Source organism: Piscinibacter sp., assembly GCF_047600445.1.
In the GTDB taxonomy this organism is placed as follows: domain Bacteria; phylum Pseudomonadota; class Gammaproteobacteria; order Burkholderiales; family Burkholderiaceae_C; genus Piscinibacter.
Map to the genome: position 1 here is coordinate 1 of NZ_JASGKT010000001.1, position 12,333 is coordinate 12,333.

Genomic DNA, 12,333 nt, shown 5'->3' on the forward strand with positions numbered 1-12,333 from the left:
GTCCACCGGCGAGGGCAGGAAGTCGATCACGGCGTCGAGCATGCGCTGCACGCCCTTGTTCTTGAACGCAGTGCCGCACAGCATCGGCTGGATCTCGGTGGCGATCGTGCGGGTGCGGATGCCCTGCTTGATCTCCTCCTCGCTCAGCTCGCCGCTTTCGAGATACTTGTTCATCAGCTCTTCGCTGGCCTCGGCCGCGGCCTCGACCATGTTCTCGCGCCACTTCTTGCAGTCGGCCTCGAGCTCGGCCGGGATCGGGCCGTACTCGAACTTCATGCCCTGGCTGGCCTCGTCCCAGACGATGGCCTTCATCTTGAACAGGTCGACGACGCCGACGAAGTTCTCCTCCGCGCCGATCGGCACGACGATGGGCACCGGGTTGGCCTTCAGGCGCGTCTTCATCTGGTCGTAGACCTTGAAGAAGTTGGCGCCGGTGCGGTCCATCTTGTTGACGAAGGCCAGGCGCGGCACCTTGTACTTGTTGGCCTGGCGCCAGACGGTCTCGGACTGCGGCTGCACGCCGCCCACGGCGCAGTACACCATGCACGCGCCGTCGAGCACGCGCATCGAGCGCTCCACCTCGATGGTGAAGTCGACGTGCCCCGGGGTGTCGATGATGTTGAAGCGGTGCTCCGGATAGGACAGGTCCATGCCCTTCCAGAAGCAGGTGGTGGCCGCCGAGGTGATCGTGATGCCGCGCTCCTGCTCCTGCTCCATCCAGTCCATCGTGGCCGCGCCGTCGTGCACCTCGCCGATCTTGTGGTTCACGCCGGTGTAGTAGAGGATGCGTTCGGTGGTCGTGGTCTTGCCGGCGTCGATGTGCGCCGAGATGCCGATGTTCCGATAGCGCTCGATCGGGGTCTTGCGGGCCATGATGTCACTCCAAATACTTGGGCCGCCCGCGGGTCAGGGTTGACCCGATAGGCGGCCGAGAGATCGTTGCGGGCGGGGGAGCCGGGGTCAGAAGCGGAAGTGCGAGAAGGCCTTGTTCGCTTCGGCCATGCGGTGCACTTCGTCACGCTTCTTCATCGCGCCGCCGCGGCCCTCGACGGCCTCCAGCAACTCGTTGGCCAGGCGCTGGGCCATCGACTTCTCGCCGCGCTTGCGCGCCGATTCCTTCAGCCAGCGCATCGCCAGCGCCTGCCGGCGCACCGGGCGAACTTCCACGGGAACCTGGTAGTTCGCGCCGCCGACGCGGCGGGACTTCACTTCGACCATCGGCTTGATGTTGTTCAGCGCGACGTTGAAGATCTCCAGCGGATCCTTGCCGGACTTCTTCTCGACCTGGTCGAGCGCGCCGTAGATGATGCGCTCGGCGACGGCCTTCTTGCCCGACTCCATGATCACGTTCATGAACTTGGAGAGTTCGACCGAACCGAACTTCGGATCGGGCAGGATCTCGCGCTTGGGTACTTCGCGACGACGTGGCATTTCAATCTTCCTTGGTTTGCTTCAGTTGGCGAGCCGGCTTGCGCCGCGCGCCGCGAAAGGCCATCCGGACCTTTCACTTACATGGCCGGCCCCGGCGGCCGGCCTCGCGATGAGGCCGCTGTGCCGCGGCCTCAGGCCTTCTTGGGCCGCTTGGCGCCGTACTTCGAGCGCGACTGCTTGCGGTCCTTGACGCCTTGCAGGTCCAGCGAGCCGCGCACGATGTGGTAGCGCACGCCCGGCAGATCCTTGACGCGGCCGCCGCGCACGAGCACGACGCTGTGCTCCTGCAGGTTGTGGCCTTCGCCGCCGATGTACGAGATCACCTCGAAACCGTTGGTCAGGCGCACCTTGGCGACCTTGCGCAGCGCGGAGTTCGGCTTCTTCGGCGTCGTCGTGTAGACGCGCGTGCAGACACCGCGGCGCTGCGGGCTGTTCTGCATCGCAGGCGACTTGGACTTCGTGACCTCGACCTGGCGGCCTTGGCGCACGAGCTGGTTGATGGTTGGCATGGCTTGACTTGTTCCCGTGTGAAGTCAGATTGAGCCGCCCGACGAAGTGCGCAGCAGAATCTTCCGAAAAGCCCGCGATTATATTCGGCCCCACTCGCCCCCGCAAGGCAGCCCGTGCCCAGCCCCACACCCGCGCCCCCGACCGCCCTCGTGCTCGACACCAACGTGGTGCTCGACTGGCTGGTCTTCCGCGATCCGTCGGCCACGCCGCTGGAGGCTGCGCTGGCCGCCGGCGGCTGGCGCTGGCACGCGACGACCGCGATGCGCTCGGAGCTGGAGCAAGTGCTGACTTATCAAGTAATCGAAGCCTGGTCTCCGGACCCGGCCGCGGTGCTGGCGCAGTGGCAGCGCTGGGCGGAACCCGTCGAGCCGCAGCCGGCGTCGCTCGTGCCGCCGCTGCGCTGCACCGACCCCGACGACCAGAAGTTCATCGACCTCGCGCTGCAGCTCGGCCGCTGCACGCTGCTGAGCCGCGACCGCGCCGTGCTGAAGCTGGCCGGCCGCGCGCGGGCGCACGGCGTGAGCATCCTCAGCCCGGCGGGCTGGCGCCCCTGAGCGCCGCGGGATGAAAAAAGGGGCGGCCCCAAGCCGCCCCTTTTTCGTTGCCTCGCGGCAATCGCCTGCTACTCGGCCGCCGGCTCGCCGCCGCCCGAGGCGGCATCGACCTGCGCCATCTGCACGGCGGCCAGTTCCTCGGCCTCCTGCATCGCGATGGCGCGGCGCTCGGCGTCGTCCATCGCCTCCTTCACCTTGCGCGCCTCGTGGAAGGCCATGCCGGTGCCCGCCGGGATCAGGCGGCCGACGATGACGTTTTCCTTCAGCCCGCGCAGCTCGTCGCGCTTGCCCATGATCGCGGCCTCGGTCAGCACGCGCGTGGTCTCCTGGAACGAGGCCGCCGAGATGAACGAGTCGGTGGACAGCGAGGCCTTGGTGATGCCCAGCAGCACGTCGGCGTGCGTGGCCGGCATCTTGCCCTCGGCGAGCATGCGGTCGTTGGTGTCCAGCAGCTCCGAGCGCTCGACCTGCTCGCCGGCGATGTAGGAGGTGTCGCCCGGGCCGACGATCTGCACGCGGCGCAGCATCTGGCGAACGATCACCTCGATGTGCTTGTCGTTGATCTTCACGCCCTGCAGGCGGTAGACGTCCTGCACCTCGTCGACGATGTAGCGCGCCAGTTCCTCGATGCCCAGCAGGCGCAGGATGTCCTGCGGGTCGGCCGGGCCGTCGACGATCAGCTCGCCCTTGTTCACCACCTGGCCCTCGTGCACCAGGATGTTCTTCTCCTTGGGCACCAGCTCCTCGTAGACCTTGCCGTCCGGGTCGGTGATCTGCAGGCGCACCTTGCCCTTGGTCTCCTTGCCGAACGACACCGTGCCGGTGATCTCGGCCAGCGTGCCCTTGTCCTTGGGCGAACGCGCCTCGAACAGCTCGGCCACGCGCGGCAGGCCGCCGGTGATGTCGCGGGTCTTCTGGCCCTCGACCGGGATGCGCGCCAGCACCTCGCCCGGGGCGAGATCCTGGCCGTCGCGGATCTGGATCAGCGAGCCGACCTGGAAGCCGATCGTCACCGAGTGGTCGGTGCCGGGGATCTTCACCTCGTTGCCGCCGGCGTCCAGCAGCTTGACCTGCGGGCGCACCACCTTGGCGGCGCCGCGGCGCTTCGGGTCGATCACCACCAGCGTCGACAGGCCGGTGACCTCGTCGACCTGCTTGGCGACGGTGACGCCTTCCTCGACGTTCTCGAACTTCGCCTTGCCGGCGAACTCGGTGATGATCGGGCGCGTCAGCGGATCCCAGTTCGCCAGCACGGTGCCGGCCTTGATCGGCTGGTCGGCCTTGACCGACAGCAGCGCGCCGTAGGGCACCTTGTGGCGCTCGCGCTCGCGGCCATGCGGGTCGGTGATGACGATCTCGCCGGAGCGCGAGATCACCACCAGTTCGCCCTTGCCGTTGGTGACGTAGCGCATCGTGGCGTTGAAGCCGATGATGCCGTCGCTCTTCGCGTCGACGCTGGAGGCCACCGCCGCGCGCGAGGCCGCGCCGCCGATGTGGAAGGTGCGCATCGTGAGCTGCGTGCCCGGCTCGCCGATCGACTGCGCCGCGATCACGCCGATCGCCTCGCCGCGGTTGACCACGCCGCCGCGGCCGAGGTCGCGGCCGTAGCACTTGGCGCACAGGCCGAAGCGCGTGCCGCAGGTCAGCGCGGTGCGCACCTTCACCTCGTCGACGCCGGCCGCCTCGAGCGCGTCGAGCGTGTCCTCGTCGAGCATGGTGCCGGGCGGCACCAGCGTTTCCTGCGTCTCGGGGTGCAGCACCTCGACGGCCGTGACGCGGCCGAGGATGCGGTCGCGCAGCGACTCGATCACCTCGCCGCCCTCGACCAGCGCGCGCTGGTTCATGCCGTTGTGCGTGCCGCAGTCGTCTTCGGTGATCACCAAGTCCTGCGTCACGTCGACCAGGCGGCGCGTCAGGTAGCCGGAGTTCGCGGTCTTCAGCGCGGTGTCCGCCAGGCCCTTGCGGGCGCCGTGGGTCGAGATGAAGTACTGCAGGACGTTCAGGCCTTCACGGAAGTTCGCCGTGATCGGCGTCTCGATGATCGAGCCATCCGGCTTGGCCATCAGGCCGCGCATGCCGGCGAGCTGGCGGATCTGCGCCGCGGAGCCGCGCGCGCCGGAGTCGGCCATCATGTAGATGGAGTTGAACGACTCCTGGTCGACTTCCTTGCCGTTGCGGTCGGCCACCTTCTGCTTGGCGAGCTGGGCCATCATGACCTTGCCCACCTCGTCGCCGGTCTTGCCCCAGATGTCGACCACCTTGTTGTAGCGCTCGCCGGCGGTCACCAGGCCCGAGACGTACTGCTGCTCGATCTCCTTGACCTCCTTCTCGGCGCGCTCGATCAGGCCGTGCTTCTCCTTGGGCACCAGCATGTCGTCGATGGCGATCGAGATGCCGGCGCGCGTGGCCAGGCGGAAGCCGTTCTGCAGCAGCTTGTCGGCGAAGACCACGGTCTCCTTCAGGCCGCACTTGCGGAACGAGGCGTTGATGAGCCGGGAGATCTCCTTCTTCTTCAGCGCCTTGTTGATGTTGGAGAACGGCAGGCCCTTGGGCAGGATCTCCGACAGCAGCGCGCGGCCGACGGTGGTGTCGACCAGCTTGGTCTCGGGCACGAACTCGCCGCTGTCCTTGTCGCGCACCCATTCGGTCAGGCGCACGCTGATCTTCGCGGTGATCTCGACCTGGCCGTTGTCCAGCGCGCGCTGCACCTCGGCGATGTCGGCGAAGACGATGCCCTCGCCACGGCCGTTGATGCGCTCGCGGGTGGCGTAGTACAGGCCCAGCACCACGTCCTGGCTGGGCACGATCGACGGTTCGCCGTTGGCCGGGAACAGCACGTTGTTGGTCGCCAGCATCAGCGTGCGGGCTTCCATCTGCGCCTCGATCGACAGCGGCACGTGAACGGCCATCTGGTCGCCGTCGAAGTCGGCGTTGAAGGCCGAGCACACCAGCGGGTGCAGCTGGATCGCCTTGCCCTCGATCAGCACCGGCTCGAAGGCCTGGATGCCCAGGCGGTGCAGCGTCGGCGCGCGGTTCAAGAGCACCGGGTGCTCCTTGATCACCTCTTCGAGGATGTCCCACACCACCGGCGTGCCGCTCTCGACTTCCTTCTTCGCCGCCTTGATCGTGGTGGCGATGCCCATCGCCTCCAGGCGGCTGAAGATGAAGGGCTTGAACAGCTCCAGCGCCATCAGCTTCGGCAGGCCGCACTGGTGCAGCTTGAGCGTCGGGCCGACCACGATGACCGAGCGGCCCGAGTAGTCGACGCGCTTGCCCAGCAGGTTCTGGCGGAAGCGGCCGCTCTTGCCCTTGATCATGTCGGCCAGCGACTTCAGCGCGCGCTTGTTCGCGCCGGTCATCGCCTTGCCGCGGCGGCCGTTGTCGAGCAGCGAGTCCACCGCCTCCTGCAGCATGCGCTTCTCGTTGCGCACGATGATCTCGGGCGCCTTCAGCTCCAGCAGCCGCGCGAGGCGGTTGTTGCGGTTGATGACGCGGCGGTACAGGTCGTTCAGGTCGGAGGTGGCGAAGCGGCCGCCGTCCAGCGGCACCAGCGGGCGCAGGTCCGGCGGCAGCACCGGCAGCACCTCCATCACCATCCAGGCCGGCTTGATGCCCGACTTCTTGAAGGCCTCCATCACCTTCAGGCGCTTGGAGTTCTTCTTGACCTTCAGCTCGCTGCCGGTCATGTCGTTGCGCAGCTTGTCGATCTCGACGTCGAGGTCGATCTCCTCGAGCAGCTTCTTGACGCCCTCGGCGCCCATCAGCGCGACGAACTCGTCACCGTACTCGGTGCGCTTCGCGTCGTAGTCGTCCTCGGTCATGATGCTGAACTTCTTCAGCGGCGTCATGCCCGGGTCGACCACCACGTAGGCCTCGAAGTACAGCACGCGCTCGATGTCGCGCAGCGTCATGTCGAGCACCAGGCCGAGGCGGCTCGGCAGGCTCTTCAGGAACCAGATGTGCGCGCACGGCGCGGCCAGGTCGATGTGGCCCATGCGCTCGCGGCGCACCTTGGTCTGCGTGACCTCGACGCCGCACTTCTCGCAGATCACGCCGCGGTGCTTCAGGCGCTTGTACTTACCGCACAGGCACTCGTAGTCCTTGATCGGGCCGAAGATCTTGGCGCAGAACAGGCCGTCGCGCTCCGGCTTGAAGGTGCGGTAGTTGATGGTCTCCGGCTTCTTCACCTCGCCGAACGACCAGGAGCGAATTTTCTCGGGGGAGGCCAGTCCGATCTTGATGGCATCGAAATGCTCATCGGGCGTGAACTGGCGGAACAGATCAAGCAAACCCTTCATGTTCTGTTTCCTTCCTGCTTAGTTGCGCTCGAGCTCGATGTCGATGCCGAGCGAACGGATTTCCTTGACCAGCACGTTGAACGACTCCGGCATGCCGGCCTCGATCGAGTGCTCGCCCTTGACGATGTTCTCGTACACCTTGGTGCGGCCGTTCACGTCGTCCGACTTGACGGTCAGCATCTCCTGCAGGATGTACGAGGCGCCGTAGGCCTCCAGCGCCCACACTTCCATCTCGCCGAAGCGCTGGCCGCCGAACTGCGCCTTGCCGCCCAGCGGCTGCTGCGTCACCAGGCTGTACGGGCCGGTGGAGCGCGCGTGCATCTTGTCGTCCACCAGGTGGTGCAGCTTCAGCACGTGCATGTAGCCCACCGTGACGGGGCGCTCGAAGGCCTCGCCGGTGCGGCCGTCGTGCAGCGTGGCCTGCGTGCGCGTCTCGGTCAGGCCCTTGGCCTTCGCGATGTCGTCCGGGTAGGCGAGCTTGAGCATCGCGCGGATCTCGCTCTCGGCGGCGCCGTCGAACACCGGCGTCGCGAAGGGCACGCCCTTGGCGAGGTTGCCGGCCATCTCCAGCACCTCGGCGTCGCTCAGGCCGTCGAGCGATTCGGTCTTGCCGCCCGACTTGTTGTACAGCTCGTCGAGGAACTTGCGCAGCTCGGCCACGCGGGCCTGCTGCTGCAGCAGGTCGCCGATGCGCTGGCCGATGCCCTTGCCGGCCCAGCCGAGGTGCACTTCGAGCACCTGGCCGACGTTCATGCGCGAAGGCACGCCCAGCGGGTTGAGCACGATGTCGCACGGCGTGCCGTCGGCCATGTAGGGCATGTCCTCGACCGGAACGATCTTGGAGACCACGCCCTTGTTGCCGTGGCGGCCGGCCATCTTGTCGCCGGGCTGCAGGCGGCGCTTGACGGCGAGGTAGACCTTCACCATCTTCAGCACGCCGGCGGGCAGCTCGTCGCCCTGCGTCAGCTTCTTGCGCTTCTCCTCGAAGGCGAGGTCGAAGCTGTGGCGCGTCTGGTCGAGCGAGTTCTTGATCGACTCGAGCTGGTTGGCCACGTCGTCGTCGGCCGGGCGGATGTCGAACCAGTGGTACTTCTCGACCGAGGCGAGGTAGGCCTTGTCGATCGTCGTGCCCTTGGCGATCTTCTGCGGGCCGCCGTTGGCGACCTTGCCGGCCAGCAGCTTCTCGATGCGGTCGAAGGCGTCGGCCTCGACGATGCGGAGCTGGTCGTTCAGGTCGAGGCGGTAGCGCTTGAGCTCGTCGTCGATGATCTGCTGGGCGCGCTTGTCGCGCTGGATGCCCTCGCGGGTGAACACCTGCACGTCGATCACGGTGCCGCTGGTGCCCTGGTCGACGCGCAGCGAGGTGTCCTTCACGTCGGAGGCCTTCTCGCCGAAGATCGCGCGCAGCAGCTTCTCTTCCGGCGTCAGCGTGGTCTCGCCCTTGGGCGTGACCTTGCCGACCAGCGTGTCGCCGGGGCCGACCTCGGCGCCGACGTAGACGATGCCCGACTCGTCGAGCCGCGCGAGCTGCTGCTCGCTCAGGTTGGGAATATCGCGGGTGATTTCCTCGGCGCCCAGCTTGGTGTCGCGCGCCATCACCACCAGCTCCTCGATGTGGATCGAGGTGTAGCGGTCGTCGGCGACCACGCGCTCCGAGATCAGGATCGAGTCCTCGAAGTTGTAGCCGTTCCAGGGCATGAACGCGACCAGCATGTTCTGGCCCAGCGCCAGCTCGCCGATGTCGGTGGAGGCGCCGTCGGCGATGATGTCCTCGGCCGCCACCTTGTCGCCGCGCTTGACGATCGGGCGCTGGTGGATGTTGGTGTTCTGGTTGGAACGCTGGTACTTGATCAGGTTGTAGATGTCGACGCCGACCTCGCCGGCCACCGTCTCGGCGTCGTTGACGCGGATGACGATGCGGTTGGTGTCGACGTAGTCGACCACGCCGCCGCGGCGCGCCGCGACCACGGTGCCGGAGTCCTTCGCCGCCACGCGCTCGACGCCGGTGCCCACCAGCGCCTTCTCGGGGCGCAGCGTCGGCACCGCCTGGCGCTGCATGTTGGCGCCCATCAGCGCGCGGTTCGCGTCGTCGTGCTCGAGGAAGGGCACCAGCGAGGCGGCCACCGAGACGATCTGCGTCGGCGCCACGTCCATGTACTGGATGCGCTCCGGCGAGGTCAGGATGGATTCGCCGTTGTCGCGCGCCGAGACCAGCTCGTCGGTCAGCTTGCCGTCCTTGTCGAGCGTGGCGTTGGCCTGCGCGATGACGTACTTGCCTTCCTCGATGGCCGAGAGGTAGTCGATCTGGTTGGTGACCTTGCCGTCGGCGACGCGGCGATACGGCGTCTCGAGGAAGCCGTACTCGTTGAGCTGCGCGTACAGCGCCAGCGAGTTGATCAGGCCGATGTTCGGGCCTTCCGGCGTCTCGATCGGGCAGACGCGGCCGTAGTGCGTGACGTGCACGTCGCGCACCTCGAAGCCGGCGCGCTCGCGCGTCAGGCCGCCCGGGCCGAGGGCCGAGACGCGCCGCTTGTGCGTGATCTCGGACAGCGGGTTGGTCTGGTCCATGAACTGCGAGAGCTGGCTCGCGCCGAAGAACTCCTTGAGCGCCGCGCTGATCGGCTTGGAGTTGATCAGGTCGTGCGGCATCAGCGCCTCGGTCTCGGCCTGGCCCAGACGCTCCTTCACGGCCTTCTCGATGCGCGCCAGGCCCGAGCGGTACTGGTTCTCGGCGAGCTCGCCGACGCAGCGCACGCGGCGGTTGCCGAGGTGGTCGATGTCGTCGACCTGGCCGCGCCCGTTGCGCAGCTCGACGAGGATCTTCACCACGTCGAGGATGTCCTCGTTGGACAGCGTCATCGCGCCTTCCGGCGTGTCGCGGCCGACGCGGGCGTTGAACTTCATGCGGCCGACGCGCGACAGGTCGTAGGTGTCGGCCGAGTAGAACAGGCGGTGGAACAGCGCCTCGACGGCGTCTTCGGTCGGCGGCTCGCCGGGGCGCATCATGCGGTAGATGGCCACGCGCGCGGCGAGCTGGTCGGCGGTTTCGTCCGACGCCAGCGTCTGCGAGATGTAGGCGCCTTCGTCGAGCTCGTTGGTGTAGATCGCCGGGATCTCCTTCACGCCGGCGGCGCGCAGCTTCTTCAGCAGCGCCTCGGTCAGCTCGTCGTTGGCCTTGGCGATGATCTCGCCGGTGTCGGCGTCGACCACGTTGCGCGCGACCACGCGGCCGAGCAGGAAGTCTTCCGGCACGCTGATGAACTGCGTCTCGGTCTGCTCGAGCTGGCGCACGTGGCGCGCGGTGATGCGCTTGTCCTTCTCGACGATCACGTTGCCGTTCTTGTCGGTGATGTCGAAGCGCGCGATCTCGCCGCGGATGCGGTCGGCGACGAACTCCATCTGCGCGCCCGAATCCATCAGGCGGAAGTTGTCGAAGACGAAGAAGTGCGCCAGGATCGCTTCCGGGTTCAGGCCGATCGCCTTGAGCAGGATGGTCACCGGCATCTTGCGGCGCCGGTCGACGCGGAAGTACAGGATGTCCTTGGGGTCGAACTCGAAGTCCAGCCACGAGCCGCGGTAGGGGATGATGCGCGCGCTGAACAGCAGCTTGCCCGAGCTGTGCGTCTTGCCCTTGTCGTGCTCGAAGAACACGCCCGGCGAGCGGTGCAGTTGCGAGACGATGACACGCTCGGTGCCGTTGATGATGAACGAGCCGTAGTCGGTCATGAGCGGCACTTCGCCCATGTAGACCTCCTGCTCCTTGATCTCCTTGACGGTCTTCGCCTGCGGCGATTCACGGTCGTAGATGATCATCTGCAGCTTGGCGCGCACCGCGGCGGCGTAGGTCAGGCCGCGCTGCTGGCACTCCCGCGTGTCGAACGCGGGCTTGGCCATGTTGAACTCGATGAACTTCATCTCGACGAACCCGTTGTGCGAGACGATCGGGAACGCGGACAGGAAAGCGGCCTGCAGCCCCTCGGGCTTGCGTTTGGCGGGCGGCACGTCCTTCTGCAGGAAGGCGACGTACGAGTCCTTCTGCATCGTCAGCAGGTAGGGGACGTTCAGGACGGCTTCTCGCTTGCCGAAGCTCTTGCGGATGCGCTTGCGCTCGGTGTAGCTGTAGGGGGTGGTTTGCTGCGCCATAGGTGATTTCTCACTCCGTCTCAGGAACGCCCACCCGGCCGTGGCGGGCGATTCCGTCGGCGACTGTCATCGAAGCTTGCGTTCGAAGCTTGGTGGCAGGCCACTACCTGCCGCTGGCGGACAACCCCGGCGTTGCACCGGAGTCCGACCAAACCCGTTCTCTGCAGTCGGATCAGAGAACACTTCCGAGCACAGCGCGCCATGCTCGGAAGTGCTCTCGCAGCGCCGCGAGGCGCCGCAAGAGCGACTGCCTTACTTCAATTCCGCTTTCGCGCCGGCTTCCACCAGCTTCTTCACGGCGGCTTCCGCGTCGGCCTTGGCGATGGCTTCCTTGACGGGCTTGGGCGCGCCGTCGACCAGGTCCTTGGCTTCCTTCAGGCCCAGGCCGGTCAGTTCGCGCACGGCCTTGATGACCGACACCTTGTTGGCGCCGGCTTCGAGCAGCACGACGTTGAATTCGGTCTTCTCTTCCACCGCGGCGGCGGCGCCGCCACCACCCGCGGCGGCCGGCGCGGCCATCGAGGCGGCGGACACGCCGAACTTCTCTTCGATCGCCTTGACCAGGTCGTTGAGTTCCATCACCGACATGCTGTCGAGGGCGGTCAGGAATGCGTCTTTGTCGAAAGCCATTTGGGGCTCCTAGATATCAGTTGGATTCGGTTCAAAAAAAGGATCGTCGTCTTCAGGCGGCCACGGGCGCTTCGGCGGCCGCCGGCTCGGCGGCACCGCCGCCGCGCTTCTCGGCCAGCGCGGCCACCACGGCGGCCATGCGCTGCACCGGCGACATCAGCAGGCCGGCGATCTGGCTGAGCAGGACTTCCTTGCTCGGCACGGACGCCAGCGCCTTCACGCCATCGGCGTCGAGCGCGCGGCCGGCATAGGCGCCGGCCTTGACGATCAGCTTGTCGTTGCCCTTGGCGAAGTCGGCGATGACTTTCGCCGCGGCAACGGCGTCTTCGGAAAAGCCGTAGATCAGCGGACCGACCATCGCCTCCGAGGCCACCTCGAACGGCGTGCCCTGCACGGCGCGGCGAGCCAGGGAGTTCTTCAGCACGTGAAGATAAACGCCCTTGTCGCGCGCCTGCTTGCGCAGCACGTTGAGGTGTTCCACGGTGAGGCCACGGTACTCGGCCAGCGCGAGCGTCTGCGAACGGGCCGCCTGCGCGGCGACGTCCGAGACAACGGCTGCTTTCTCGTTGCGGTTGAGACTCAAGGTCTGCTCCTCACTAACACGTGCGGTTCGGTCTCGCGACCTCCCCGCACACCGGGTTTCAGCGACCTACCGCTTCTGGAACCGAATCCATCACGGCGGGACCGCCATCTGCGCTGGCCATTAAGCGGAGGAGTTGGACTCCGCACCAGCGGTCTTCGATGGCCTGCGCGTCCCTTGCGAGGCG

8 protein-coding genes are annotated in these 12,333 nt (G+C 66.9%); 1 reads left to right on the top strand and 7 read right to left on the bottom strand.

Annotated features, from left to right (window positions below):
* The 3 genes from QM792_RS00005 to rpsL form a co-directional block, all read right to left on the bottom strand.
* Window positions 1-873, bottom strand: an 873-nt coding sequence (locus tag QM792_RS00005) for a GTP-binding protein (protein WP_415147120.1), incomplete at its 3' end; no start/stop codon positions are given.
* An 87-nt stretch (window positions 874-960) separates the two neighbouring features.
* Window positions 961-1,431: a 30S ribosomal protein S7 gene (rpsG, locus tag QM792_RS00010; RefSeq protein ID WP_415147121.1), complete on the bottom strand. Its 471-nt coding sequence runs from the start codon at window positions 1,429-1,431 to the stop codon at window positions 961-963.
* A gap of 131 nt (window positions 1,432-1,562) precedes the next feature.
* A complete protein-coding gene (rpsL, locus tag QM792_RS00015) occupies window positions 1,563-1,940 on the bottom strand; it encodes a 30S ribosomal protein S12 (RefSeq protein WP_293433541.1) in 378 nt (125 codons plus the stop codon).
* 150 nt (window positions 1,941-2,090) lie between these two features.
* Between rpsL and QM792_RS00020 the strand changes: the two genes are divergently transcribed.
* Window positions 2,091-2,495 (top strand): putative toxin-antitoxin system toxin component, PIN family, encoded by a 405-nt coding sequence (locus QM792_RS00020; RefSeq protein WP_415147122.1) that lies wholly within the window; start codon window positions 2,091-2,093, stop codon window positions 2,493-2,495.
* 68 nt (window positions 2,496-2,563) lie between these two features.
* Here the strand turns inward: QM792_RS00020 and rpoC are convergent, their stop codons facing one another.
* The 4 genes from rpoC to rplJ all read right to left on the bottom strand — a co-directional run bounded on the left by rpoC (window position 2,564) and on the right by rplJ (window position 12,149).
* Window positions 2,564-6,793, bottom strand: a complete 4,230-nt coding sequence (gene rpoC / locus QM792_RS00025) for a DNA-directed RNA polymerase subunit beta' (RefSeq protein ID WP_415147123.1) — start codon at window positions 6,791-6,793, stop codon at window positions 2,564-2,566.
* 18 nt (window positions 6,794-6,811) lie between these two features.
* Complete coding sequence (gene rpoB / locus QM792_RS00030; RefSeq protein WP_415147124.1) at window positions 6,812-10,936, bottom strand: DNA-directed RNA polymerase subunit beta; 4,125 nt, start codon at window positions 10,934-10,936, stop codon at window positions 6,812-6,814.
* Between the two features lie 252 nt (window positions 10,937-11,188).
* Window positions 11,189-11,566 (bottom strand): 50S ribosomal protein L7/L12, encoded by a 378-nt coding sequence (rplL, locus tag QM792_RS00035; protein WP_415147125.1) that lies wholly within the window; start codon window positions 11,564-11,566, stop codon window positions 11,189-11,191.
* A 52-nt stretch (window positions 11,567-11,618) separates the two neighbouring features.
* Window positions 11,619-12,149, bottom strand: a complete 531-nt coding sequence (rplJ, locus tag QM792_RS00040; protein ID WP_415147126.1) for a 50S ribosomal protein L10 — start codon at window positions 12,147-12,149, stop codon at window positions 11,619-11,621.
* Window positions 12,150-12,333: the final 184 nt, after the last annotated feature.

Excerpts from the sequence above, each read along its gene's own strand:
- rpsG (WP_415147121.1), bottom strand. The coding sequence starts at position 1,431 with ATGCCACGTCGTCGCGAAGTACCCAAGCGCGAGATCCTGCCCGATCCG.
- rpoC (WP_415147123.1), bottom strand. The coding sequence starts at position 6,793 with ATGAAGGGTTTGCTTGATCTGTTCCGCCAGTTCACGCCCGATGAGCAT.
- rpoB (WP_415147124.1), bottom strand. The coding sequence starts at position 10,936 with ATGGCGCAGCAAACCACCCCCTACAGCTACACCGAGCGCAAGCGCATC.
- rplL (WP_415147125.1), bottom strand. The coding sequence starts at position 11,566 with ATGGCTTTCGACAAAGACGCATTCCTGACCGCCCTCGACAGCATGTCG.
- rpsL (WP_293433541.1), bottom strand. The coding sequence starts at position 1,940 with ATGCCAACCATCAACCAGCTCGTGCGCCAAGGCCGCCAGGTCGAGGTC.